The organism is Allobosea sp. 05T439 (assembly GCF_056396005.1).
Map to the genome: position 1 here is coordinate 99,172 of NZ_JBFTKP010000002.1, position 23,268 is coordinate 122,439.

Annotated in this window: 24 protein-coding genes; 10 read left to right on the forward strand and 14 right to left on the reverse strand. The window is 65.0% G+C overall.

All coding sequences use genetic code 11. The annotated features are described in order from the left end of the window. Window positions 1–59: 59 nt before the first annotated feature. Both ettA and AC1DIO_RS02460 read right to left on the reverse strand, forming a co-directional pair. Window positions 60–1,712 carry an energy-dependent translational throttle protein EttA gene (ettA, locus tag AC1DIO_RS02455; RefSeq protein WP_441505315.1) on the reverse strand — a complete coding sequence of 551 codons (1,653 nt, stop codon included), beginning with the start codon at window positions 1,710–1,712 and terminating at the stop codon, window positions 60–62. A 105-nt stretch (window positions 1,713–1,817) separates the two neighbouring features. Next, window positions 1,818–2,741: an SDR family NAD(P)-dependent oxidoreductase gene (locus tag AC1DIO_RS02460; RefSeq protein WP_441505314.1), complete on the reverse strand. Its 924-nt coding sequence runs from the start codon at window positions 2,739–2,741 to the stop codon at window positions 1,818–1,820. Window positions 2,742–2,824: 83 nt separating this feature from the next. Here AC1DIO_RS02460 and AC1DIO_RS02465 point away from each other — a divergent pair, with 83 nt between their 5' ends. Next, the gene (locus tag AC1DIO_RS02465; protein ID WP_441505313.1) at window positions 2,825–3,448 is read left to right on the forward strand and encodes a TetR/AcrR family transcriptional regulator; all 624 of its coding nucleotides are present in this window, start codon (window positions 2,825–2,827) and stop codon (window positions 3,446–3,448) included. An 83-nt stretch (window positions 3,449–3,531) separates the two neighbouring features. Here AC1DIO_RS02465 and AC1DIO_RS02470 read toward each other — a convergent pair whose 3' ends face one another. Beyond that, the gene (locus tag AC1DIO_RS02470; RefSeq protein WP_441505312.1) at window positions 3,532–4,443 is read right to left on the reverse strand and encodes a DMT family transporter; all 912 of its coding nucleotides are present in this window, start codon (window positions 4,441–4,443) and stop codon (window positions 3,532–3,534) included. A 130-nt stretch (window positions 4,444–4,573) separates the two neighbouring features. Between AC1DIO_RS02470 and AC1DIO_RS02475 the strand changes: the two genes are divergently transcribed. Further along, the gene (locus AC1DIO_RS02475; protein WP_043233394.1) at window positions 4,574–5,008 is read left to right on the forward strand and encodes an Lrp/AsnC family transcriptional regulator; all 435 of its coding nucleotides are present in this window, start codon (window positions 4,574–4,576) and stop codon (window positions 5,006–5,008) included. Between the two features lie 25 nt (window positions 5,009–5,033). On the opposite strand, the gene AC1DIO_RS02480 is transcribed toward AC1DIO_RS02475, so the two are convergent. After that, on the reverse strand, window positions 5,034–5,681 hold the full coding sequence (locus AC1DIO_RS02480) for a dihydrofolate reductase family protein (protein WP_441505311.1): 648 nt from the start codon (window positions 5,679–5,681) through the stop codon (window positions 5,034–5,036). 171 nt (window positions 5,682–5,852) lie between these two features. Here AC1DIO_RS02480 and AC1DIO_RS02485 point away from each other — a divergent pair, with 171 nt between their 5' ends. Then, entirely contained in the window at window positions 5,853–6,659 is an 807-nt protein-coding gene (locus AC1DIO_RS02485; protein WP_441489344.1) for an MBL fold metallo-hydrolase, read from the forward strand. 113 nt (window positions 6,660–6,772) lie between these two features. Next, window positions 6,773–7,099, forward strand: a complete 327-nt coding sequence (locus AC1DIO_RS02490) for a hypothetical protein (RefSeq protein WP_441489345.1) — start codon at window positions 6,773–6,775, stop codon at window positions 7,097–7,099. A gap of 19 nt (window positions 7,100–7,118) precedes the next feature. Here AC1DIO_RS02490 and AC1DIO_RS02495 read toward each other — a convergent pair whose 3' ends face one another. Beyond that, window positions 7,119–7,859: a 3-oxoacyl-ACP reductase family protein gene (locus AC1DIO_RS02495; protein ID WP_441489346.1), complete on the reverse strand. Its 741-nt coding sequence runs from the start codon at window positions 7,857–7,859 to the stop codon at window positions 7,119–7,121. 103 nt (window positions 7,860–7,962) lie between these two features. Here AC1DIO_RS02495 and AC1DIO_RS02500 point away from each other — a divergent pair, with 103 nt between their 5' ends. Continuing rightward, a complete protein-coding gene (locus AC1DIO_RS02500; protein ID WP_441489347.1) occupies window positions 7,963–8,568 on the forward strand; it encodes a TetR/AcrR family transcriptional regulator in 606 nt (201 codons plus the stop codon). Between the two features lies 1 nt (window position 8,569). On the opposite strand, the gene AC1DIO_RS02505 is transcribed toward AC1DIO_RS02500, so the two are convergent. Beyond that, complete coding sequence (locus tag AC1DIO_RS02505) at window positions 8,570–10,387, reverse strand: monovalent cation:proton antiporter-2 (CPA2) family protein (RefSeq protein WP_441489348.1); 1,818 nt, start codon at window positions 10,385–10,387, stop codon at window positions 8,570–8,572. 105 nt (window positions 10,388–10,492) lie between these two features. After that, window positions 10,493–11,503, reverse strand: a complete 1,011-nt coding sequence (locus tag AC1DIO_RS02510) for an aldo/keto reductase (protein WP_441505310.1) — start codon at window positions 11,501–11,503, stop codon at window positions 10,493–10,495. A gap of 148 nt (window positions 11,504–11,651) precedes the next feature. Between AC1DIO_RS02510 and fliK the strand changes: the two genes are divergently transcribed. The 5 genes from fliK (at window position 11,652) to AC1DIO_RS02535 (ending at window position 16,906) form a co-directional block, all read left to right on the forward strand. Beyond that, complete coding sequence (gene fliK, locus AC1DIO_RS02515; RefSeq protein WP_441505309.1) at window positions 11,652–13,205, forward strand: flagellar hook-length control protein FliK; 1,554 nt, start codon at window positions 11,652–11,654, stop codon at window positions 13,203–13,205. Further along, window positions 13,202–13,495 (forward strand): EscU/YscU/HrcU family type III secretion system export apparatus switch protein, encoded by a 294-nt coding sequence (locus AC1DIO_RS02520; protein ID WP_476768411.1) that lies wholly within the window; start codon window positions 13,202–13,204, stop codon window positions 13,493–13,495. Before fliK ends, AC1DIO_RS02520 begins: the two co-directional genes overlap by 4 nt. Before the next feature lie 46 nt (window positions 13,496–13,541). Then, complete coding sequence (locus tag AC1DIO_RS02525; protein WP_476768410.1) at window positions 13,542–14,684, forward strand: GNAT family N-acetyltransferase; 1,143 nt, start codon at window positions 13,542–13,544, stop codon at window positions 14,682–14,684. Window positions 14,685–14,854: 170 nt separating this feature from the next. Continuing rightward, window positions 14,855–15,400, forward strand: coding sequence for a molybdopterin adenylyltransferase (gene mog / locus AC1DIO_RS02530; protein WP_441505369.1), 546 nt, complete (start codon window positions 14,855–14,857; stop codon window positions 15,398–15,400). Between the two features lie 87 nt (window positions 15,401–15,487). Continuing rightward, window positions 15,488–16,906 carry a mannose-1-phosphate guanylyltransferase/mannose-6-phosphate isomerase gene (locus tag AC1DIO_RS02535; RefSeq protein ID WP_441505306.1) on the forward strand — a complete coding sequence of 473 codons (1,419 nt, stop codon included), beginning with the start codon at window positions 15,488–15,490 and terminating at the stop codon, window positions 16,904–16,906. A gap of 8 nt (window positions 16,907–16,914) precedes the next feature. Here the strand turns inward: AC1DIO_RS02535 and AC1DIO_RS02540 are convergent, their stop codons facing one another. The 7 genes from AC1DIO_RS02540 to AC1DIO_RS02570 all read right to left on the reverse strand — a co-directional run bounded on the left by AC1DIO_RS02540 (window position 16,915) and on the right by AC1DIO_RS02570 (window position 23,268). After that, complete coding sequence (locus tag AC1DIO_RS02540) at window positions 16,915–17,484, reverse strand: glutathione peroxidase (protein WP_441505305.1); 570 nt, start codon at window positions 17,482–17,484, stop codon at window positions 16,915–16,917. A 225-nt stretch (window positions 17,485–17,709) separates the two neighbouring features. Then, on the reverse strand, window positions 17,710–18,093 hold the full coding sequence (locus tag AC1DIO_RS02545) for a response regulator (protein ID WP_043233413.1): 384 nt from the start codon (window positions 18,091–18,093) through the stop codon (window positions 17,710–17,712). Between the two features lie 10 nt (window positions 18,094–18,103). Continuing rightward, the gene (cheB, locus tag AC1DIO_RS02550) at window positions 18,104–19,219 is read right to left on the reverse strand and encodes a chemotaxis-specific protein-glutamate methyltransferase CheB (RefSeq protein ID WP_441489355.1); all 1,116 of its coding nucleotides are present in this window, start codon (window positions 19,217–19,219) and stop codon (window positions 18,104–18,106) included. Then, window positions 19,216–19,812 (reverse strand): chemoreceptor glutamine deamidase CheD, encoded by a 597-nt coding sequence (locus tag AC1DIO_RS02555; RefSeq protein WP_441489356.1) that lies wholly within the window; start codon window positions 19,810–19,812, stop codon window positions 19,216–19,218. The genes cheB and AC1DIO_RS02555 overlap by 4 nt, the downstream gene beginning before the upstream one ends. Further along, entirely contained in the window at window positions 19,809–20,657 is an 849-nt protein-coding gene (locus AC1DIO_RS02560) for a CheR family methyltransferase (RefSeq protein WP_476853082.1), read from the reverse strand. The genes AC1DIO_RS02555 and AC1DIO_RS02560 overlap by 4 nt, the downstream gene beginning before the upstream one ends. Before the next feature lie 24 nt (window positions 20,658–20,681). Then, window positions 20,682–22,682, reverse strand: coding sequence for a methyl-accepting chemotaxis protein (locus AC1DIO_RS02565; protein WP_441505303.1), 2,001 nt, complete (start codon window positions 22,680–22,682; stop codon window positions 20,682–20,684). A gap of 76 nt (window positions 22,683–22,758) precedes the next feature. Next, entirely contained in the window at window positions 22,759–23,268 is a 510-nt protein-coding gene (locus AC1DIO_RS02570; RefSeq protein ID WP_069882586.1) for a chemotaxis protein CheW, read from the reverse strand.

The window sequence follows — 23,268 nt, forward strand, 5'->3', positions numbered from 1 at the left end:
TGGAAAGGCCCGCGCCCCCATTCAGGAGCGCGGGCCTTTTGTCTTCGAGGTTCAGAAGATCAGCGCGAGAACTTCTTGTACTGAATCCGCTTCGGGATCGTGGAATCGATCCCCAGCCGGCGCTTCTTGTCTTCCTCGTAATCGGCAAAGTTGCCCTCGAACCACTCGACATGGCTGTCGCCCTCGAAGGCGAGGATATGGGTCGCGATACGGTCGAGGAACCAGCGATCGTGGCTGATGATCACGGCGCAGCCGGCGTAATCCTCCAGCGCCTCTTCGAGCGCGCGCAGCGTGTCGACGTCGAGATCGTTGGTCGGCTCGTCGAGCAGCAGGACGTTCGCGCCCGATTTCAGCATCTTGGCAAGATGGACGCGGTTGCGCTCACCGCCCGAGAGCGATCCGACCTTCTTCTGCTGGTCGCCGCCCTTGAAGTTGAAAGTCGAGCAATAGGCGCGCGAATTCACCTCACGCTTGCCGAGATAGAGGATGTCGTTGCCGCCTGAGATTTCCTCCCAGACGTTCTTCTTGTCGTCGAGCGAGTCGCGGCTCTGGTCGACATAGCCGAGCTTGACGCTCTCGCCGATGGTGATCGAACCGGAATCCGGCTTCTCCTGCCCGGTGATCATCCGGAACAGCGTGGTCTTGCCGGCGCCGTTCGGTCCGATGATGCCGACGATGCCGCCCGGCGGCAGCTTGAAGGACAACCCGTCGATCAGCAGCTTGTCCTGGAAGCCCTTCGACAGATTGTCGAAATCGACGACATTGTTGCCGAGGCGCTCGGCGATCGGGATGACGATCTGCGCGGTATCCGGCCCCTTGTTCGAGGCCTTCTGCACCAGTTCGTCATAGCGCTGGATGCGGGCCTTGCTCTTGGCCTGGCGCGCCTTAGGCGAAGCCGAAATCCATTCCTGCTCGCGTTCCAGCGTCTTCTGACGCGAGACGTCCTCCCGGCCCTCCTGGGCGAGGCGCTTCTGCTTCTGCACCGACCAGGCGGAGTAGTTCCCCTCGTAGGGAATGCCCTGGCCGCGATCGAGCTCGAGAATCCAGCTGGTGACATTGTCGAGGAAGTAGCGATCGTGGGTGACGATCAGGATCGCGCCCGGATAGGTCCGCAAATGGCCTTCGAGCCAGGCGGTGGTTTCGGCGTCGAGATGGTTGGTCGGTTCGTCGAGCAGCAGCAGTTCCGGCTGCTCGAGCAGCAGCTTGCAGAGCGCGACACGGCGGCGTTCGCCGCCCGAGAGCTTCGAGACCTGCCAGTCGTCGGGCGGGCAGCGCAACGCGTCCATCGCCTGGTCGACCTTGGAATCGAGATCCCACAGGCCCTTGGCCTCGATCTCGTCCTGGAGCTTGGTCATCTCGTCCGCGGTCTCGTCCGAATAGTTCATCGCGAGCTCGTTGTAGCGGTCGAGGATCGCCTTCTGCGGCGCGACGCCGAGCATCACGTTGTCGCGCACATTCAGGCTCTCATCGAGCTTGGGCTCCTGCGGCAGGTAGCCGACCCGGGCGCCCTCGGCCACCCAGGCCTCGCCGGTCCATTCCTTGTCATAGCCTGCCATGATCTTGAGCAGGGTCGACTTGCCGGCGCCGTTGACGCCGAGCACACCGATCTTGGCGTCCGGGTAGAACGACAGATGGATGTCCTTCAGCACCTGCTTGCCGCCCGGATAGGTCTTCGACAGGCCGCGCATATGGTAGATGAACTGACGGGACATGGATGTGCGGCTCCGCTTCGGACTGATCGCGCCGGGGCTTTCGGGAAGAGTGCCGCGTATGTAGCGAGGCTGGCCGCTTGCTGCAACCGCCCGTCGTCAACTCCCTCAGGCCCGCAGCGTCATCGCGCCGTCGACGACGATCGAAGCCCCCGTCAGATAAGGGTGGGTCGCGGCCGCCAGGTCGAGCGCGACAGCGGCCATTTCCCGCGCCGTCGCCATGCGGCCCATGGTCGGGATATTGTCCTTGGCCCATTGCGCTCCGCCAATCTGCCAGACGGCGTCGGGCGCAGCCATCATGCCCGCAACGCCGCGGACCAGTTCGGTATCGGTCGTACCCGGCAGAAGGGCGTTCACCCTGATGCCGTGTTTGACATAGTCGAGCGCCGCGGCGCGCACGAGCCCCGTCAACGCCGCCTTGCTGGCGACATAGGCCGACTGGCTCTCCCGGCATGTCGTGGCCACTGTCGACGAGGTCACGACGATCTGGCCGCCCGCCGACATCATGTGCGGGATCTGGTACTTCATCGCCAGGAACACACCGCGCAGGTTGGTGCTCAAAATGTCGTCGAACTCCGCCGCCTCGTAGCTATGCAGGGGCTTCTGAAGCGTGATCCCGGCATTGTTGAAGGCAACGTGCAAACCGCCGTATCGGGTAACGGAGCTCTCGACGAACCGTCGGACATCGTCCTCCCTGCGGATGTCGGCCCGGATATAGAGCGCCTCTCCGCCGGCTGCCTTGATGCTGCGCTCGACCTCTTGGCCAAGCGCCTCGCGCCGACCGCAGAAGGCGACCTTTCCGCCTTCGGCAGCGAAGGCCTCCACAGCCGCGCGGCCAATGCCGGAGGTCCCTCCCGTGACGAGCACGACCTTGTTTTCAAAGCGGCGGCGCCCATCCAGCACGACCGGTGCCGGTGCCGCCGCAGCGGCCCCGAGCATTGCGCCGCCGGCCAGGCCGGCCGCCGCACCGACGGCCATTCCCAATCCGGAGCCGGCGATTGCAAGCCGACGCGTGATGTGTCTGGTTTCCATGGCCTAACCTCTTGCATTTCGCTAATCTGAACAGCGATCAGATGCGTAGACAATAATTTGAACACCGTCAAGATAGAGGCGATATGAATCCGGCATCGAAGAGCGGCTACCATCATGGCGACCTGCGCGATGCGCTTGTGTCAGCCACCGACCGAATCCTGATCGAGCGCGGCCTTGACGGGTTCAGCCTGCGCGAGGCGGCACGGCGCGCAGGCGTTTCGGCAGGCGCGCCCGCGCATCATTTCGGCAGCGTCTCCGGCCTCCTGACGGAAGTCGCCATTCGCGGGTTCGAGGAGCTGGTCGCCTTCCTGAGAGCAGGCGAGGCGGAAGGAGGCACTGATCCGCTCGCGCGGTTGCACGGGCAAGGAACCGGCTATGTCCGGTTCGCCGTCGCATTCCCGGGCCGGTTCGCCCTGATGTTCCGCAAGGACCGTCTCGATGACGGCAATGAGCGCCTGTTGCTGGTCGGTGAGACGGCACGCCATGAGCTGGAGCGAGCCATGGCCGCCTGCCTCGGCCGTGATGTCTCCTCGCCGCACGTAGCGCTTGCGGCCATGGGAGCCTGGTCGCTCGTGCACGGCTTCGCCCATCTCGCCCTGGACGGGAAACTCGGCGGTCCCGCAGCAGTGGCGGTCGCCATCGACGACATGCTGCCGCAGCTGCTGGCCATGTACCGGCCAGATCGGGAACGGCAAGGCGATGTGTAGCTTTCCTCGCCCCCCGTTTTGGCCGCCGGACAGACGCTCCATGCGGCAGCCATGCTCGCGCCGCGCAGATGCGATTGCTGCGTCTATTCGGCCGGAAGCCGTACGATCGAGGTCGCATCAGGCCGCCGCCACGGCACCCAGCCGAGCGTCATGCCCGCCGCGGCAATCAGGATCGCAGCGGCTCCGATGATCTGGAGAAGCTGCGGCTGGTGGCCGAAGGCCGTCAGATCGACGATGATCGCGACGATCGGATAGATGAAGGACAGCGCGCCGGTCAGCGTCGTCGGCAACCGCTGGATCGCCATATAGAGCAGCACGAACATCAGCCCGGTATGGACGACGCCGAGCGTGCCAAGCAGCGCCCAGGTCTCCGCGCCGGCGGGCAACTGCGCCAGGCTGGCGAAGGGAGTGAGCATCGCGATCCCGACCAGGACCTGGACCAGCACGATCAGATAGGGCGCAACGCCCTTCAGCGCCTTCGCCACGATAGCGGCCAGCGCGTAGAAGAAGGCCGCGCCGAGTGCCATGGCGATGCCCGTGAGATAATCGGTCCCAACCGCCCCCGCGCCCGGCTTCGCCTGCATGATCAGCACCATGCCGGTAAAGGAGATCGCGAGCCAGAACAGCTTCGTGACGGTCAGTCGTTCGGCAAACAGCAGCGCGCCGAGCCCGACGAGCATGAAGGGCTGGGTGTTGTAGACCACCGTCGCAACCGAGATCGAAGCGCGCGAATAGGCCGAGAACAGCAGCAGCCAGTTCAGGACGACGGCAACGCCGCCTATCGCGGCGAGCGCGAGCTTGCGACCGGTCATCGCGCCGCGCCGAAGCAGCCCCAGGGCTCCGCAGACGATCAACAGGGTCGCGGCACCGAAAGCGCAGCGCCAGAACACCACATCCATCACCGGCTGGCCGGAGCGAACCACGAACCAGCCGATCGTGCCTGAGATCATCATGGCGGCCGTCATCTCGGCCACGCCGCGCCTATGGTCCGTCATCACCACCTCCACCCAGAAATGAAGCCGGATGATAGGATGACGGAATCCCGCGTTCTATGGATTACATGAGACAAATCAGAGAGAATACCTCATATTGTAAGGGTCAAACCTCAGGAGACCTGATAACCATATGATCGACGAGCTGGACCGGAACATCATCGACATTCTAGCCGGGGATGCCCGCATCTCCCTGAAGGAGCTGGCTCAGCGGGTGAATCTGTCTTCGCCCAGCGTCTCCGAGCGGCTTCGACGGCTGGAAGAGCGCGGCGTAATCCGCGCCTTCACCGTCGACATCGATCCCCATGCGATCGGCTACCAATTGCAGGCGATCGTCCGGATCCGCCCCCTCCCCGGCAAACTACACGCGGTCCAGCAGTTGATCGAGGAGATCCCGGAATTCTCGGAATGCGACAAGGTCACCGGCGATGACTGCTTCATCGGCCGGCTGCATCTGCGCTCCATCGAACAGCTCGACCAGATCCTCGACCGGATCGCGGACAAGGCGGAGACCAGTTCGGCCATCGTGAAGAGCCAGCCGGTGAAGCGGCGCCTGCCCCCGCTATGAGGTGCAGGCTCCGCGCCGCGATTGATCAGGCTCGCCTGGTCACGACAATATGTGTGGCGGCGGGCGTCGCACTGTGCTGCGTGCTGGTATAGCCCAATGCGGGCAGGTCGAGATCAATGAAGAGGTTCTCGCCGGTGCCGAGCAGGATCGGCGAGACGGCGAGGTGCATCTCGTCGACTGCCCCCGCGCGCAGATAGTCCCGGATCGTCGCAACGCCACCGCCGAGCCTGATGTCCTTGCCACCTGCGGCTTCACTGGCGCGTTGGAGTGCCGCCTCCGGCCCATCGGTGACGAAGTGAAATGTCGTGCCGCCCGTCATCTCCAGCGGGGGGCGCGCATGATGGGTCAGTACGAAGACCGGAACATGATAGGGCGGATTGTCCCCCCACCAGCCTTTCCAGGCCTCGTCCGGCCATTCTCCCCGGATCGGCCCGAACATGTTCCGGCCCATGATCCAGGAGCCGATATTGGCAAAGCCGCGCGCGGCAAAATCGTCATCGACGCCGGTTTCGCCGCCCTCTTGCCCGAACATCTCTCGGAAAGTGCGCGTGCCGAACGCCCAGCGATGCAGCTTCGCACCGTTCACGCCGAGCGGATTGTCGACATCCTGGCTGGGTCCGGCACCGTAACCGTCCAGCGACAGCGAAAACCCGCGAACCACCAGCCTCGTCATGGCGATCATTCCAAACCAGTTGCAAAACGATATCGGATTCTTGCCATAACCGATCCTGATATGCAACCGGTCATCCCAATCGGACGATAGTCACGAAACTGACAGCCTGGCTTTCGCAGCCCGGAATTTTGCCTAAACCTTGGCTGCGGGAACGCAGCGGGAGCGAAGTTCATGAGACTGTCGACGACGCTAGGCCGAGCCGTCTTCGGATTGCTCGCGACGCTGGCGTGCCTGGCGCCGGCGCAAGCCCAATCCGACGAGCCCGGCTGCCGCCCGGAGATGGCAAGCCTCCGCCCGCCGATCCAGCGCGCGGCGCTCGCCAAGGACGAGGTCCGGCTGACCTTCGTCGGCCACGCCACCTTCCTGATCGAGACGCCCGGCGGCGTGAAGGCCGCCACCGACTACAACGACTACATCCGGCCGCGCGAAACGCCGGATATCGCGACGATGAACAAGGCGCATTCGACCCACAATTCGCGCAATCCCGATCCCGCCATCAAGCAGGTCCTGCCCGGCTGGGACCCTGCCGGCAAGGGCGCCGCGAAGCACGACGTCACGCTCGGCGACATGCGCGTACGCAATGTGCCGACCAATATCCGCTCCTATTCCGGATCGACCGATTTCGACGGCAACTCGATGTTCGTCTTCGAGATCGGCGATCTCTGCATCGCCCATCTCGGGCATCTGCACCACCCGCTCGAACCCGGCCATCTGCGCGCGCTCGGCCGCGTCGACGTCGTGCTCTTCCCGGTCGATGGCAGCTATACGCTCGATCAGGAAGGCATGATCGAGGTGCTGAAATCGGTGCAGGCCAAGGTGATGATCCCGATGCATTTCTTCGGCGGCTCGAGCCTCAGTCGTTTCCTCGCGCGCTCCCAGGATCTCTGGCCCGTCGAACGCCGGGCCGAGGCCGAAATCACGATCAGCAAGGCTATGCTGCCGCCCAAGCCGACGATCATCGTCCTGCCCGGAAACTGACCGGCCTCTCCGGTTTTCAGGCGCGCATTAACCCCTCGCTCAGCCTGGCGAGAGGCTTTTCTTGCCCTCCCGTTCCGCAGCGGCAATCTGTTCCCGTCTCATGGGAGTGCAGCATGATCCGGGTTCTCACGACTGCCGTCATTGCCGCCCTGTTGCTGCCGGCGGGTGCCGAAGCCGCGAAATTCCGCGGCGGAAGCCGTTCGTCGCATGGAAGCTCCCAGACCAGTTCCAGCGGAGGAAGCGGGACCTCCGTCGGGGTCGCGCCGCGGGTCGGCCGATCCTCACAGCAGGAAGCGGCCAAGGGCGACGCCCCGTCGCGCCCTCCCTTCCCGACGGCCAGCGCGGCGGCCCCAGCGATGCTGCGGCTCAGCACCGCCGAGGAACCAAGGATCTGGTGCCGCAGCGAAGTGGTGGTCGGCGGCTTCTGCATGCTGAACTGAGCCGCCGCCAGGCCAATCTTCAGGTGTTGGCGCCCCCATCGATTGCAAAGCCCGCCCCGGTGACGAAACGCGCTTCTTCGCTCGCCAGATAGGCCACCAGCCCCGCGATATCCTCTGGCTTGCCGTAGCGCGGGATCGCCATGCGGGCGCGCTGCTCATCGGCCTGCGGGCCGATCGCCGGATTCATGTCTGTGTCGGTTGAGCCGGGATGCACGATATTGACCGTAATGCCGCGCGGGCCGAGGTCGCGGGCGAGCCCCTTGGTGAAGCCGATCAGCGCCGCCTTGCTCATCGCGTAGAGCGTCGCACCCTCTTCGACCACGCGATCTGCGAGGCAGGACCCGGTCGAGATGATGCGTCCGCCGACGCCGAGATGCGCCGCGGCCGCCTGTGAGGCGAGCACGACAGCGCGAACGTTGACGGCAAGTGTCGCGTCGATATCGGCGAGACTCCACTCGGCAACCGCTCCTCCACGCCAGATGCCGGCGTTGTTGACCAGAATGTCGAGCCCGCCCAGCGAGGCCGCGGCCTTGTCGACCGCCCCCTTGACCGCCACCGGATCCGCGCTGTCGGCAGCAAGTGCGAATCCCTTGCGGCCAAGGGCCTCGATGGCGCGGACCACCTCGCCTGCCTTGTCGGCGGAGTGCTCAAAGGTGATCGCCACATCGGCGCCCTCGCGAGCCAATCGCAGGGCGATCGCGGCACCGATGCCGCGGCTGCCGCCCGTGACCAGGGCCTTCTTTCCAGTGAAGCGTGACATCAGGCAGTTCCATTTCTGTGATGATTGATACAGAAACAGATGGAGCGCTTGCCTCCCACCGTCAAGATAATTATCTACCGATCGATACAGAAAAGGAATGGCAATGACGGAACGCGGCCGCCCCCGCGCCTTCGATCGATCCGACGCCCTGAAGAAGGCGATGCTGATTTTCTGGGCAAAGGGCTATCAGGCCACCTCCCTCAGCGATCTGACGGGAGCGATGGGCATTGGCTCGCCGAGCCTCTATGCCGCCTTCGGCAGCAAGGAGGAACTCTATTGCGAAGCCATCGACTTCTTCGAAGCGAGTGAAAGCGATGAGATCGCCGGCCCGTTGACAGCAGCGCCAACCGCCCGAGAGGCGGTCTCGGCGTTCCTGGCTGCAAGCGCCGCCGTATTCACGCGGCCGGGGCGCCCGCCCGGCTGCATGATCGTGCTCTCGGCGGTGAATGCCGTTGGCGTCAGCGACGAGACCGCGACCAAACTGCGTGATATGCGCGCCGGAAGCGTCGCGACCATCGCCCGGCGGTTGCGCGCTGCGATCGACGCCGGCGAGATCCCGCCTGGTATCGATGCCGAAGCCCTCGCGAGCTATTACGTCACCGTTCAGCAGGGTATGTCGATCCAGGCGCGCGACGGTGCTTCCCGCCAGCAACTGGACGCGGTTGTCCGCGGCGCGATGGCGGGCTGGGAACAGTTGACGGCCGGCTAGTCTAGGGGCCGCCGACATCGCCATAATCATCCGGGGCGGAGCCCAGAATCTTGCCGGGCGCCTTAGGTGCGGTCAGCGGGGTCGGTATCGGTGTATTGCCGTGGAGGAGATCGTTGCCCGCATGAATATCGCTCGCGACCTGGAGATCCAGCCGTTCATCGTCGCGACGACGCACATCCTCGGCAATCTCAGCGACCTCCTCCTCCGACAGTCCCATGCTGCGCAGTGCGGCTGCGCCGAAAAGCATGGCGGATTCGAAGGTCTCACGAATCTGGTATTCGACATTGCTGCGGATCAGGTCCATCGCGTGGCCGCGATCGTAGGCTCGCACGAACAGCTTCGCGTGCGGGAATTCGGCCTGCGCCATGGCGACGATCCTGTCGGCAGTCACGCGATTATCGACACAGACCAGGATCACCTGCGCCCGCTCGGCGCCGGCAGCATGCAGGATCTCGCGCCGCGTGCCGTCACCGTAATAGACTTTGAAGCCGAAATTCGACGCGGCACGGATCAGTTCGACATCGACTTCGATGATCGAGACGCTGCAGCCCCGCGCCAGCAATGTCTGGCTGGCAACCTGTCCGAAACGCCCAAAGCCGATCATCAACGCGCTGCCATGCAGGCCGGAGGCAATCTCGACGCCGTCCAGCGAGGTCTGCTCCGGTGGCAGGAAGCGATCGAGAGCCAATACGAGCAAGGGGGTAAGCGCCATCGACAGGATGACCGTGGCGCTGGCCACTGCGTTGACCTCAGCGCCGAAGATGCCCGCCGCTGCCGCAGCAGCATAGAGCACGAAGGCGAATTCACCGCCCTGTGAGAACAGTGCCACCCGCGTGATGGCGTCGCGGGTCCTGGAGCCGAACAGCTTGGCGACGATGAAGATACCACTGGCCTTCACCGCCATGAACGCCACCACGGCCAACGCGACCAGACGCCATTCACGGGCGATCAGGTCGAGTTCGAGCGACATGCCGACGGCAAGGAAGAACAGGCCGAGCAGGATCCCGCGGAACGGCTCGATATCGGCTTCGAGCTGGTGCCGAAAACTCGACTCCGACAACAACACGCCGGCGAGAAAGGCCCCCATCGCCATGGAGAGCCCACTCAACTGCATGGCGAGCGCTGCTCCGAGCACGACCAGCAAGGCAGCCGCGGTCATGACTTCGCGGGCTTGCGCAGCCGCAAGCAGCCGGAACATCGGGTTGAGCAACCAGCGCCCCGCCACCACGAGACCAATAACGGAGCCGGCGGCGATCAGAAGCGGGAGCCAGTCGCCGGTATCCCCCGGCTTCGCCGGCGCAAGGAGAGCAACGATCGCCAGCAGCGGCACGATCGCAAGGTCTTCGAGCAAGAGGATCGACACCGCCTGCTGCCCATGCAGTGTCGAGGTCTCGCCACGCTCGTTCAGCATCTGCATGACGACGGCGGTCGAGGACAGGACGAAGCCCATTCCGGCCACGAAGGCAGCCGGAAGGCTCAGGCCCGCGAGCAGGCCGACACCGGTCAGCAGCGCACCGCACAAGCAGACCTGCGCGGCACCCAGCCCGAAGATCTCACCCTTCAGCTTCCAGAGCCGGGAGGGCTGCATCTCCAGGCCGATGATGAACAGGAACATAACGACGCCGAACTCGGCGACGTGGAGCACGGCCTCCGGGTTGGCGAAGAGACCGAGCCCCGATGGCCCGATGGCGACACCGGCGGTGAAGTAACCGAGCACGGAACCAAGGCCGAGACGACGAAAGATCGGCACCGCGACGACGCCCGCGCCCAGGAGCGCCACGACCTTGACGAGATCACCGGTAAGGCCTTCGACCGCCATGCGCCCTCCTGCTCCTGCCAGGCATCGGCCCGGCTGCGGCACTCGCAAGCGCCTATTGGCGCAGCCCATCCGGAAAGAGCAAGCTCCACGCCGGCGAGGCCGGCCTCAGGCCTTGCGCGTGATCCGGCCCTCCAGCGGGTAGGCTGGATCGCTGTAACCCGGCGTCGAGGGATGGCCGGCAGGCACGAGCCGATCGACCAGGGCCTCATCCTCGGCGTCGAAGCGGGCATCGAGCGCCGCGAGATAGGCCTGCCATTGTTCGAGGGTGCGCGGACCGGCGATCGCCGCCGTCACCAGCGCATTGTTCAGCACCCACTGCACCGCGAACTGGATCGGGGTCAGCCCCTTCGCGGCCGCATGGTCGCGGATCGTGCGGGCGATGATCAGCGATTCCTCGCGCCATTCGGTCTGCATGATCCGCTTGTCCGCGCGGCCGGCCCGCGTGCCCTCCGGCGGTGCCTGACCCGGTTCGTATTTCGCGGTCAGAATGCCGCGGGCGAGAGGCGAATAGGACGCGACACCCAGGCCGTAGAAATCGCAGGCGGGCAAATGCTCGACCTCGGGCATGCGGTTCATCGCGTTGTAATAGGGCTGGCTGACCACGGGCCGGTCGATGCCGAGTTCATCGCAGAGCCGGCAGATTTCCGCGACGCGCCAGGAGCGGTAGTTCGAAACGCCGAAATGCCGGATCTTGCCCTCACGCACGAGATCGGCGAGCGCATGCACCGTCTCGCCAAGCGGCACGGTGTGGTCTTCCTTGTGGAGATAGTAGATATCGATGAAATCCGTCCCGAGCCGCCGAAGGCTGTCCTCGCAGGCCTGCATCACCCATTTCCGGGAGAGGCCACTCTGATAGGGCCCCGGCCCCATAACGCTCGCGACCTTGGTGGCCAGAACCCAGTCATGCCGGTTCGCGGCAATCGCCCGCCCGGTCACCTCTTCGGAGCGGCCCTCGTTATAGACGTCGGCCGTGTCGATGAAATTGATCCCGGCCGCGCGCGCGTGATCGACGATGGCTCGTGCATCGCCTTCCTCAGTCGCACCTCCGAACATCATCGTCCCCAGGCATAGCGGCGAAACCTTCAGGCCGGAACGGCCGAGCCGACGATAGTTCATCTGCGTTGTCCCTGATGCATTGGCGCGCAAACCTGCCTCATCACCTGCGCCCGCACCAGAGCGAGGCACGCAGAGATGCCTTGCAAGAGCAAGAGATTCCTTAAGATTTCATGGGAAGCTGCGACAGTCAGTCAATGGTCGCTCCCGCATGAATCTCGCCGCTCTCGTCCAGAGCCAGACCCTCGCCACCTTGCTTGCAGCCTTGGCTCCCGGAGCCGGGCTCGAGCCCGGCAAGACGGTCGAAGCGCGCTTGCTCTCCCTGGGCAAGGACGGTACCGTGACCGCTTTGGTCGATGGCGTGAAGATCGATCTCGTTCTCGCCGGCCCGGAAGTCCGACAGGCTGCGCTGCAGCCCGGCACAACGCTCACACTCAAAATCGAGGCTCCGGAAGACGGTGGAACGGGGGTGCGGGCGACGCTGCTTGCGGCTCGCCCCCCTGGCGAAGCTCTCACTCCTCCGGCTCAGTTGGTGCCCATCGACGGTCCGCGGCGCGAGCCGGCGCTCGCACCGCTTGCGCTGGAGACGGGCCGCAGCGCCAAGCCGTCGGCTCCGGAGGCCGCCACTCCCGGCCTGCCGGCTTCGTCGCGTCTTGCCGGCGCGAGCTCTTCAGCACCTTTGCCAATCCCCGCTACCGTCGCGGTGGCCCCTGCGCCGCCCCAACGGCTGCAGTCCGAGGCGACGCCCTCGCCGCGCGCACTTGCCGGCCCGCTGATGGGCGAGGCTCTCGCTCGCCAGGACAGTCTCGCGCCGCTCTTCGCCAATCTGCAGGTGCTTGCCAACGGTACGATCTCCCTCATCCTGCCCAAGCCCCTGATGGGCCTGATCGACCAGATCCTGGCTCAGGCCATGCCGGCCGAGCGTAGACCCGTAACCGGCCAGGGCTTGAAGCAGGCCGTCGCACGCTCCGGACTTTTCCTGGATGCGCAGGAGGCAAGACTGCCTTCGCGAGCAAGCGACCGCCCGGAGGCAGCCGCACCACGCCCCTCTCCTCACGGCGATCTGAAGGCGGGGTTACGCGCGCTCAGCGACATGCTGCGGCCGCTTGTCGCCCCGGACGCCGCCGCTCCAGGGCTCAAACCGTCGGGAACAGAACCAAGGACGGCAGAGCAGGCAACGAGCGATGCGGAAGCGCATATCCGCCCGTCCCCGCCACGGCGCGACGGCGCGCTCGCCCCTCAATCGATTGCCGAACCCACCCTGTCGGCCGGAGAGAAGCCGCTCGTCATCGCACGCACGCTGCTCGACCAGACCGAAGCCGCGCTCGACCGCGTCAAGCTCGCGCAGTTCGCATCTCTGCCGCCAGAACCCAACCGTCCCGAGGCCGCACAAGGCCAACGCTGGGTGACGGAGATCCCTCTCGCTTTCCAAGCGGGCACCGCGATCCTGCCGCTGCATATCGAGAAGGACCCGCCGCGACGCAGCCCCTCTGGTGTCGAAGGGCCCCTCTGGCGCGTGCGCTTTGCCCTCGACGCCGAGCCGATGGGTCCGCTGCAAGGTGTCGTAACGCTCCAGGGACGCGCGGTGAGCGTCTCGCTTTGGGCCGAACGCGAAGGAACGAGCCAGTTCCTGCGCGGCGCTGCGCCTGATCTCCAGGCAGCGCTGGCCAATGCAAAATTTGAAGACGGAACCGTCGACATTCATACCGGCCAGCCGCAAGCCAGGCGAGCGACCGCCGGCCAGTTCCTGGACCGTCTGTCATGAGCCCTCCCTCTCCCGATCCGCTCGCGGTCGCGCTCGAGTATGACGGCCATGGCGCCCCGCGCGTCACGGCAAAGGGCCGCGGAGAGCTTGCTCAACGCATCATCGAGACCGCCCGCGAACATGATGTCGACATCGAGCGGAACGCTGTGCTCGCGCAGGCTCTCTCCACGGTCGAGCTGGACGATCAGATCCCCGAGGAACTCTACCGGGCTGCGGCGCAGGTCATCGCCTTTGTGCTATCGTTACGGGGCGAGATGCGCCTCGGTAGGCAGGGCGGCGGCCAGTCTTGATCCAGTTCTGCCCAGAGCCTGCTTGCCGCCTCCGCACGAGGGTCGGATGAGCGCCGAGATCGTCATCAGGCGCACGCGGCTTGGCGATTATGTCGGCTATGGTGCAGCCTTCGCCGAACTCGCGGAACGAGCGGTCGAGCCCAATCCCGCCATGTCGCCAGCCACTGTCGCGGCTGCGCGGGTCCTGGTTCCAGATGATCGCATCGTCATCCTGACGGCCTGGCGCAGTGAAGCGCTCGGTTCCGAGAGCCTCGTCGGAATCTGGGTGTTGCGTCGGCAGCGCGACTGGCGCAGCGGCCTTACCCCCATCCTCGCCGCTCCGCTCGTGCCGCTCTACGAGGTTTCATCGGCCCCCGTGCTGGACCGCGACAATGCCGAGGATATCGCGCTCGCTCTGCTGCGCCACCTCGCCGCATCGCGCGACCTGCCGAAAACCCTGGCTCTGCCGCTCCTGCCCGTGCAGGGGCCAGGTTTTCGTGCGCTCCAGGAGGCTTGCCGGGTCACCGGCAGCGGGCTGACGACATTCGAAACCTGGCAGCGTCCCGTGATGATCGCTCAGCCCGGCGACGATGCCGAGCGCTATCTCCGTCGCGCCCTTGGCTCAAGCTACAAGAAGCGCATGCAGCAGTTCCGGGCGATCGCACGGAACGGCGTGGTCTCCTTCCAGCGCAAGCGTCGCCAAGCCGCAGGCGAGGCGTTCGAGACCTTCCTCGCGCTCGAAGCGGCAGGCTGGAAGGGGGAAGCCGCGACCGCAATCGCCTGCCTGCCTAATGACGCGGCCTATTTCCACCGGCTGGTCGAGCTCTTCGTCGAACAGGACGCGCTCCAGCTCGACACGCTGCTGCTCGATGGCAAGCCCATGGCGATGGGCCTGCTCGTCGAAAGCGGAAATACCCGCCAGTTCCTGAAGATCGCCTATGACGAGACCCAGGCGCGCCATTCGCCAGGGCGAGCGCTGACCATTGCGATGCTCCAAGCCGATTTCACGGAGACGCCGCCGGTCTTCTTCGACAGCGGCGCAGGCGACGGCGTCGATCCCGGAACCTATGTCTGGGGCGAGCGCAGGACCATGGCGAATGCGATCATCGCGATCGGCAGCGCGATACCGGGGCCGGCACAGGTCGCCGCCCTGGCCCGCACGTGGCTGCGGCGCCTGCGGAATCGTCATCAATCGGCAAAGCATCGATAGAGATCACGCGGCTCGCCTGGCGACCTCGCACGCATCAACTGAGAGCAACTCCGGCGACGCCGCCCTGTCGAGCCGACGTCGGGCTCGGAAGGCGGCGGCTCATGACGAGATTGACCAGGCTCGCCACCTGCCCGATACCGGCCAGGATCATCCTGCAACGGTGCGACGGCATGACCAGCGATATCAAGATCGGAATCGTCACGGTATCCGACCGGGCCTCAGCCGGCATCTATGCCGACGAGGGCGGCCCCGCCATTCGCGACTACCTGAAGAATGCGCTCACTTCGCCCTGGACGGCCGTTGCGCGGGTCATCCCGGACGACCGCAAGGCGATTGCCGACACCCTGATTGAACTTGCCGACCGCGAGGGCTGCTGTCTCATCGTCACGACGGGAGGCACCGGTCCCGCACCCCGCGACGTCACGCCCGAGGCCACGGACGACGTTGTCGAGAAACCGATGCCCGGCTTCGGCGAACTGATGCGCCAGGTCAGCCTCACCAAGGTGCCGACCGCGATACTCTCGCGCCAGACCGCCGGCATCCGTGGTCGCTCGCTCATCGTCAACCTGCCGGGACGGCCCCGCGCGATCGCCGAATGCCTCGACGCCGTGATGCCCGCCATACCCTACTGCATTGACCTGATCGAGGGCCCCTACCTGGACACCGACCCGACCGTCATCGTCGCCTTTCGTCCGGGCCAGAAGGCCAAGGCCTGAATTTTTCCACGACCCTGCATTTAACCAATGGTAGTGACGTTGCTGTAAGGCAGCAGGGTCACGACCTGCCTGAGAAGAGCGCGCTTGATGTCAGTCCCGAAAATCGTTCCGCTCGTCATGGCCGGCGGAGCCGGCACCCGGCTTTGGCCGCTGTCGCGCGATACGTTGCCCAAGCAGTTCATTCCGCTGCTCGGAGACGGGATCTCGACCTTCCAGGCGACCCTGCAGCGGCTGCATGACCCGCGCTTCGATGCGCCGATCGTCATCACCAACAATGACTTTCGCTTTATCGTTGCCGAACAGATGCTCGCGATCGGCATCAAGGGCGAGATCGTCCTGGAGCCGGAGCGACGCGATTCCGCCGCAGCGGTCGCAGTCGGCTCGCTATTGGCAGAACAGCGCAGGGCCGGCGCAATCTGTGCGGCCTTTGCAGCCGATCACGTCATTCAGGCGACTGCGGCATTCCGCGACGATTGCGCGATCGCAGCCGAGCTCGCTGCGTCCGGCCTGATCATGACGCTCGGCATTCCCCCGACGCATCCCTCGACGGCCTATGGCTATCTCGCACCCGGCGAGCCGCTGCCCGGCGAGCGCGCGAAACGTCTGCAGCGTTTTGTCGAGAAGCCCGACCTGGAACGCGCCACGCGCTATCTCGAGGAGGGATATCTCTGGAACAGCGGCAATTTCGTCTTTGCCGCGGCGACGATGTGCGACGAGATGGAACGCCACGTTCCGGACGTGCTGAATGCCGCGCGTGAAGCGATTGCCAAGGCGACCCGCGACCTCGACTTCCTGCGCCTCGATCCGGAGGCCTTTGCCCAGGCCACCAAGATTTCAATCGACTACGCCGTGATGGAGCGGACGCGGGCGGCCGGTGTCGTGCAGGCAAGCTTCGACTGGTCCGATATCGGCGCCTGGGACTCGATCCACGAGATCAAACAGAAGGACGCCGATCGCAACGTCCTCGAAGGCGAGGTGGTCGCGCTCGATAGCCACGGCATCTATGTCCGCAGCGATGACGTGTTGACGACGGTTCTCGGCCTCGACGATGTCGTCGTGGTTGCGACGCGCGATGCCGTGCTCGTCTCGTCAATGGCCGCCGCCGGCAAGGTCAAGAACCTCGTCGAGTTGATGAAGACCGATGGCCGGCCGCAGGCGAGCGAGCACTTGAGGGTCTACCGGCCCTGGGGCTGGTATCAGCGCATCGATATCGGCCAGCGCTTCCAGGTTAAGCGCATCAACGTCAAGCCGGGCGGGCTGCTCAGCCTGCAGAAGCACTTTCATCGCGCCGAGCATTGGGTCGTGGTTTCGGGAACAGCCGAAGTTACGGTCGATGCCAAGGTCACGCACGTGCATGAGAATGAATCGGTGTACTTGCCGATCGGCTGCGTCCACCGCTTGCGCAATCCCGGCAGGATCGACCTCGAACTGATCGAGGTACAGGTCGGCTCCTATACCGGCGAGGACGACATCATCCGCATCGAAGACATCTACGCGCGTAGCTGAAGGCGGGCTCAGGCGGCGTGCAGCTCCTGACCGATAGCCCGGATCAGCTGTGAGCCGACCGGGTCCGAGCTCGCGGGAAAGCCGCCTACGAGGCTGCCATCGCGCCCGACCAGATACTTATGGAAGTTCCAGGTCGGGACTTCGGCCGGCCGCCGTGTCGCCGCCCAGCGATAGAATGGATGGGCGTCCGGGCCGCGCACGCTCGATTTCGCGGCGAACGGGTAAGTCGCGCCATAGGTCTGGCGCGCTGCTTCCGCGATAGCCACGCCTTCCAGCGGCTCCTGCCCGCCGAAGTCATTGCACGGCACCGCCAGCAACATCAGGCCACGGCCGGAATAGCGTTGCCACAGCTGCTCAAGTGTTGCGAACTGCCCTGCGTAGCCGCAATTGGTAGCCGTGTTGACGATCAGGATCGGCTTGCCGCGATAGGCCGCCAGCGGAATATGGCCGCCCTCGAGCCGGGCGAACGCAAACTGGTAGGCGTCGGGTGCGCTCTGCATATCCGGCGATATGGCAAATGATGGGCTCGCAGCGAGCCCGCCGATCAGGCTCAACACGTCACGACGAAGCAGCGGCATGGCCTGCCCTCCCGCCAAACCTCATAATCCGGCGCAGATACTGGCGCAAATGAGAGCGCCCCGCAGCCATGATGGCCCGAGGCGCTGGATCACAATGGTGAGATTAGATCATCGGACAGGAAATCGTATCCGGTCCGATGATCTATCCCTTTATCTTTGCACCGGCTTTCCCGAAAACCGCAATCCACTTTTCGGGCCGATGCTTTAGCCTCGAGCCGCCTGCGCTCAGCAGGCGAGAACCTTCTTCACCCGCACCTCGAGATCGCGGAGCTCATAGGGTTTCACGACATAGTGGTCGGCGCCGTTGCTGGTCGCCTCGTCCATCTTGTCCACCGAGCGCTCGGAGGTCGCCATGATGATCTTGATCTGGTTGAGCTCCGGCACGGAACGGATCGCCCGCAGCAGATCGATGCCGCTCATTCCGTCCATGTTCCAGTCGAGCAAAAGCAGATCATAGCGCTTGGTCTGCATCTTCATCAGCGCTTCGCGCGCATTCTCCGCCTCATCGATGTCCTGGAACTCGATCTGCTTCAGGAAATAGGTGGCAAGACCGCGCATGCTCTTCTGGTCGTCGACCACGAGGATCCGGTAGTCACTTCTGGCTTTCATCACGCTCTCCTCACGCGGTGCGCTGATGCGGACGTTCTGCGATCAGGTGGCCGATAGCGGCGCCAATCTGGTCGAGTGCCACAACGCGATCAGCGGCCCCGATCTCGAATGCTGCTTTCGGCATCCCGTTTACCACACAGGTTTCGCCACTTTGAATTAACGTCTCGGCGCCGGCTTTGCGCATGGCTAACAAACCGTCTGCCCCGTCCCGGCCCATCCCGGTCAGCAGCACGCCTACCGCATGGGCACCCAGGCTGCGCGCCACCGAGTGGAACATGACATCGACCGATGGCGAATGACCGCTGACCAGCGGCCCTTCCTTCAGGACACAGACCAGTTCCCCACGGCGCTCCTCGATCTCGAGATGGCGCAGGCCACCTGGCGCGACGACCGCCATGCCAGGCTTCAGCTTGTCCCCGTCAGCCGCCTCGCGGACGTCAAGCCCGGTGGCCGCCGCCAGGCGTGCCGCGAATTTTGCCGTGTAGCCGGCGGGCATGTGCTGAACCACGACCATCGGGATGCGCAGATTGGCGAGGTCCCGCATCACCACCTGCACGGCCGGTACGCCGCCAGTCGAGGCGCCGATGGCGATCAACGACGTACGCCCACCGGGCGAGGCGGAAGCGCGCCCAGGTTCACGAACGGGAGCTGGCCTTGCCGGCGCGGCTTCGCGCGCCAGAGCGCGCGCGGCTGCAAGCATCTTTCGACTGGCCGAGGCGCGGTGAAGCGCAGCCACCAGATGCTTCATGAAGCCTTCGAGCGTATGCGTCGTGCCGTCCGGCTTCTCGATGAAGTCGATCGCCCCCAGTTCGAGCGCCTGGATGGTGTTGTCGGCGCCTGGGCCGCCGAAGGCTGAGACGATCAGCACCGGCAACGGATCCTGCTTCAGCACGCGCGCCAGCAATTTGAGGCCGTGCCGTCCCGGCAGTTCGAGATCGAGCGTCAGCAGGTCTGGCCGCAGCTCCTGGATCGCGTCCCAACCCTCCTCCGCGCTGCCGGCGACGCCGATCACCTTGAAGCCGGGGGCGGAGTCGATGATCTGCGTCATGAGCTTCTGCATCAGGACGGAATCGTCGACGACAAGGACAGTGACGGGTTTGGCCGATGGTGCTTGGTTCAGGGTCATGTGAAGATCTCGACATCACCTGCGACAGGCTGGGTCTTAAGTCGGTTGAGATAGGCCACTTCCTGCTCATGCTCGCTGCTGCGGACGCTCGGCTGCACATGCTGCACCCAGGCCCGTCCCGTGGAAGGCTGGTAGTGGATTCGCCGTGAGCGTGTGCCGCCGACATCCTTGGAGACGATGGGAATGCCTTCCCGGTTGAGGAAGTCGAGCACGAAGGCAATGTTGCCGTCGCCTATGGCGAGCATGGTCGCCCCCGACAGGACCCGTGCCCCGCCGAAGACCTTGGCTTCGAGATGATTTCGTTTGCCGCCGCGCTTGAGCAGGCCGTTGATGAGAACTTCCATGGCGGTGTCGCCATAACGCTCGCCGGCGCTGGCATCGTTGCCACTGTTGTTCTTCGGCAGCAGGAAATGGTTCAGCCCACCGACCCCTGCCTGCGGATCGCGCATGCAGACCGAGATGCACGAGCCCAGCACAGTCGCGACGATCTCGTCCTTCGCCGAGGTGATCTCGTGCTCACCTGGCGCGACCGTGATGATCGTCGCCTCGAAACGGGGGTCGAAATAGCGCCGAGAGGACCGCGTGATACTCATGGGGTTCTCTCGTAGATCGTGCGGCCGATCAGCCTGAGCTGCGGGTGAGGTTGCGGGAGCGACTCGGAATGACCGAGATAGAGGAAACCTCCCGGCGCAAGCAGATCGACGAAGCGGTCGAGGATCGTGGCCTTGGTCCGGGTATCGAAATAGATGAAGACGTTTCGGCAGAAAATGGCATCGAATGGGCCACGCATCGGCCAGTTTTCGATGAGATTGAGCCGCTTGAAGGCGATCAGCCGGCGCAGATCATCGCTGATCCGCGCCTCTCCACGCCCGACCTGCCCGTCCAGGCGCAGCAGCGGCCTGACATCGGCGGGCAGACGCTCGAACAGCTCCGCCGGATAGATGCCCGCTTCCGCCCGGTTGAGGATGTCCGTGTCGATATCAGTCGCCAGAATGCGGAAATCGAGATCGCTGCGTGAGCCGATGACGTCGCGCGAGACAGCCGCAATGCTGTAGGGCTCCTCGCCGGAGGAGCAGGCAGAGGACCAGATCCGGATACGCCCGCGCCGGCCGCCGCGTTCCTGAACCAGCCTCGGCAGCACATCGCGGCGCAAATGGTCGAAGTGATGCCGCTCGCGGAAGAAGGCGGTGTGGTTGGTGGTGACCGCGTTGATCAGCTCGGGGATCTCGTCCTGCGCGCCCGGCGTCTTCAGGAAGGCGCAGTACTCCGCGACCGAGCCCATTCCCAGCGCCTTGACGCGTCGGGAAATGCGACCGCGCGTCATCGCTTCCTTGTGTTCGCGGATGACGATGCCGGCATGCTCGTAGACGAGCTTCGATATGAAGCCCATGTCCTCACGCGTCAGCGTGGCTTCGGGAAGACCTTGAGGCGCGAGCATCACTGTGAACCTGACAACATCGAACTAGAACTCGGCCCAATCATCGACACGCCCATTGGCGATGCGGCGCGGCGCTGGACGGACCGCCGGGGCTTTCGTCAGTTCCGGCCGACGCGACTCCGGGCGGCGGACCGCCGGCGCGACACGCGCCTGCTCGACGAGCGCTGCAGCCGCAAGTCGCTGCAACCGGGCGGGCTCGGTCTGCGCAGCATGAACCGACGGCGCAGCGAACCCTTCCTCGATGCGGAAGACGGCAACAAGCTGTTTCAGCCTGTCGATTTCCGCCATCAGTTCATGTGCCGATGACGCACTCTGCTCCGCCAAAGCCGAGTTCTGCTGGGTCATCTCGTCCATATGGGCGACGGTCTGGCTCATCTCCTCGATGCCATGGGCCTGCTCGGCGGTCGCGGAAGAGATCTCCGCGACGGTCGCAGAGACCTTGCTCGCAGCGGCCACGATCCGCTCCAGAGCTTCACCGGTGCTGCGTACGAAGCGCACGCCCTCGCCGACCTGCTCGTTGGAGGTCGCGATGAGACCCTTGATATCCCGCGCAGCCTGAGCGGAACGCTGTGCCAGGGCGCGCACTTCGGAGGCCACAACGGCAAACCCCTTGCCCGCATCACCGGCCCGCGCAGCCTCGACCGCCGCATTGAGCGCCAGCAGATTGGTCTGGAAGGCAATACCGTCGATCACGGAGACGATCTCCGAGATGCGGACGGAGGACGTCTCGATCCGTTCGATCGCGCCAACCGCCTGGGACACGACAACCCTGCCGTCATTGGCCACATTCATGGCCTCTCCGGCCAGCTGGGTCGCCTCGCGGGAGCGGGCCGCGCTCTGCTTGACGGAGGCTGCCAGCTCCTCGGTCGTCGCGGCAGTTTCCTCCAGATTGCCGGCTGTCGCTTCAGTCCGCCTGGCAAGGTCGCCTGCGCCGGAATTGATCTCGCTCGCGGCTCGCGAAACATTGCCTGCCGTCAGTTGGATGGTCGAGACGGTCTGGCCGAGATGGGCGAGTGCTCCGTTCAGGCTGCGCTTCAGCTCTGCGAGGCGGCCGCGATAGTCCCCCTCCATGCGGTGGCTCAGGTCGCCCTCAGCCAGTCCACCGAGCACGCTCGAAAATTCGCCGACCGCGCCTTCGACCAGCGTATTGATCTGATTCAGGCCCTCGGCGATGCGAGCCATCGCCTCCGGCTTGCCCGCAAGCGGAATACGACGCGAGAAGTCGCCCTCGACGGCCGCCGAGACGACATCTGCAACCTCGTTGGCGGCGGCAAGTTCGTCGGTCAGTTCCAGCCATTCGACGGCGGTGCCGAGACGCTCGCCATTGGCATGCAGGACAGGGCTCAAAGACAGCGAAATAGTCCGCCGGCCGAGCGCATAGCGGATCGCGCGGGCCCCGCCGACATCATGCCGCCCGAACACGGCGTCGCCATAGACGGCATCCATGACCCGGCCAAGCATGTCCTTGGCCGAGCAGCCCGGGAAGGCCGTGCGAAAATCCTCCTGGGCCTCGGCAAAGAACTTCAGCAGCGACTTGTTGACGTAGACGACGCGGTTCTGCCGATCGCAGACCATGACATTGGTGCGGCAGTCATCGAGCGCGGCACGGATACGCGCAGCTTCGACCCCTGTCTCGTGAATGCTCTTCAGGGCGCGGGCAAGGTCGCCGATCTCGTCGCCGCGGGCGAGGCCCGGGATCGCGGCGTTCTCGCCCTGGGCCAACAGGCCGACCGCATCGCGCATCTCGACGATGGGCCGGTAGATCGAGCGCGCCGCAAACCAGCCGACGGCCGCGATCGCGACCAGCGAAACGGCGCTGATCCCCAGCATCTGCGGAATGGCCGATCGCACGGCACCGTCGATATCGGCGGCGCTCAGCCCGAGCTGCGCGAGGTCATTCAGCCGCCCCCAGGCGACATGATAGGCGGCGGCGCCGATGGCGCCGCCCGAAACGAAAGCCGCGCCGAGAAACATCAGCGGCAGCCGTACCGAGAGTCTCGAAAGGGAACCGGCGAAGCTGCCCATGTTCTTGTCGTGTCTTTCTTGGCGCGTTGGCCTTCCCCGGCTCAGTCATCTGGCGCGTTGCCGCGTCAGATGATGATCAAGCCGCCCGGGTGGTCCGAGCGAGAGGGGTTTCCGCCCCGCCTTCGCGGATCACGGCCGCGAGGTCGAGCAAGGCGACGATCTCGGTGTCGAGCAACACGAGGCCTTCGATCAGGCCATGCTCGTCACGCTCCAGATCCGGCGCCGGGCGAACCGCGCTGACCGGAACATCGACGATGTCGGAGACCGAGTCGACCAGCAGGCCGGCGGTCTTGTCCTCGACATCGACGACGACGATGACGTGGGTTGCCGTGGCATCGGTGACACCGAGGCCGATCGAGGTGCGCAGGTCGTAGACCGCGAGAATGACGCCGCGCAGATTGAGCACGCCGCGCACATGCGGAGCCGCATGCGGCAGGGGCGTGGTCACCTGCCAGCCCTTGATTTCACGAACCATGCCGACATCGATGCCGAAAGTCCGATCACCGACGCGGAAGGTAACGATACGACGCACGGCTGATTCAGGCTGCGCCGACGAGAAGTGCTTTTCGCCGAGTTGAAGGGTCAT

Bases quoted from the DNA above. Each gene is read 5' to 3' on its own strand.
- AC1DIO_RS02480 (WP_441505311.1), bottom strand. From the start codon at position 5,681: ATGACGAGGCTGGTGGTTCGCGGGTTTTCGCTGTCGCTGGACGGTTAC.
- AC1DIO_RS02485 (WP_441489344.1), top strand. From the start codon at position 5,853: ATGAGACTGTCGACGACGCTAGGCCGAGCCGTCTTCGGATTGCTCGCG.
- AC1DIO_RS02490 (WP_441489345.1), top strand. From the start codon at position 6,773: ATGATCCGGGTTCTCACGACTGCCGTCATTGCCGCCCTGTTGCTGCCG.
- mog (WP_441505369.1), top strand. From the start codon at position 14,855: ATGACCAGCGATATCAAGATCGGAATCGTCACGGTATCCGACCGGGCC.
- AC1DIO_RS02565 (WP_441505303.1), bottom strand. From the start codon at position 22,682: ATGGGCAGCTTCGCCGGTTCCCTTTCGAGACTCTCGGTACGGCTGCCG.
- AC1DIO_RS02540 (WP_441505305.1), bottom strand. From the start codon at position 17,484: ATGCCGCTGCTTCGTCGTGACGTGTTGAGCCTGATCGGCGGGCTCGCT.
- AC1DIO_RS02465 (WP_441505313.1), top strand. From the start codon at position 2,825: ATGAATCCGGCATCGAAGAGCGGCTACCATCATGGCGACCTGCGCGAT.
- AC1DIO_RS02475 (WP_043233394.1), top strand. From the start codon at position 4,574: ATGATCGACGAGCTGGACCGGAACATCATCGACATTCTAGCCGGGGAT.
- ettA (WP_441505315.1), bottom strand. From the start codon at position 1,712: ATGTCCCGTCAGTTCATCTACCATATGCGCGGCCTGTCGAAGACCTAT.
- AC1DIO_RS02555 (WP_441489356.1), bottom strand. From the start codon at position 19,812: ATGAGTATCACGCGGTCCTCTCGGCGCTATTTCGACCCCCGTTTCGAG.
- AC1DIO_RS02525 (WP_476768410.1), top strand. From the start codon at position 13,542: ATGAGCGCCGAGATCGTCATCAGGCGCACGCGGCTTGGCGATTATGTC.
- AC1DIO_RS02470 (WP_441505312.1), bottom strand. From the start codon at position 4,443: ATGACGGACCATAGGCGCGGCGTGGCCGAGATGACGGCCGCCATGATG.
- AC1DIO_RS02505 (WP_441489348.1), bottom strand. From the start codon at position 10,387: ATGGCGGTCGAAGGCCTTACCGGTGATCTCGTCAAGGTCGTGGCGCTC.
- cheB (WP_441489355.1), bottom strand. From the start codon at position 19,219: ATGACCCTGAACCAAGCACCATCGGCCAAACCCGTCACTGTCCTTGTC.
- AC1DIO_RS02460 (WP_441505314.1), bottom strand. From the start codon at position 2,741: ATGGAAACCAGACACATCACGCGTCGGCTTGCAATCGCCGGCTCCGGA.
- AC1DIO_RS02545 (WP_043233413.1), bottom strand. From the start codon at position 18,093: ATGAAAGCCAGAAGTGACTACCGGATCCTCGTGGTCGACGACCAGAAG.
- AC1DIO_RS02500 (WP_441489347.1), top strand. From the start codon at position 7,963: ATGACGGAACGCGGCCGCCCCCGCGCCTTCGATCGATCCGACGCCCTG.
- AC1DIO_RS02560 (WP_476853082.1), bottom strand. From the start codon at position 20,657: ATGCTCGCGCCTCAAGGTCTTCCCGAAGCCACGCTGACGCGTGAGGAC.
- AC1DIO_RS02495 (WP_441489346.1), bottom strand. From the start codon at position 7,859: ATGTCACGCTTCACTGGAAAGAAGGCCCTGGTCACGGGCGGCAGCCGC.
- AC1DIO_RS02510 (WP_441505310.1), bottom strand. From the start codon at position 11,503: ATGAACTATCGTCGGCTCGGCCGTTCCGGCCTGAAGGTTTCGCCGCTA.
- AC1DIO_RS02520 (WP_476768411.1), top strand. From the start codon at position 13,202: ATGAGCCCTCCCTCTCCCGATCCGCTCGCGGTCGCGCTCGAGTATGAC.
- fliK (WP_441505309.1), top strand. From the start codon at position 11,652: ATGAATCTCGCCGCTCTCGTCCAGAGCCAGACCCTCGCCACCTTGCTT.
- AC1DIO_RS02570 (WP_069882586.1), bottom strand. From the start codon at position 23,268: ATGACCCTTCAACTCGGCGAAAAGCACTTCTCGTCGGCGCAGCCTGAA.
- AC1DIO_RS02535 (WP_441505306.1), top strand. From the start codon at position 15,488: ATGTCAGTCCCGAAAATCGTTCCGCTCGTCATGGCCGGCGGAGCCGGC.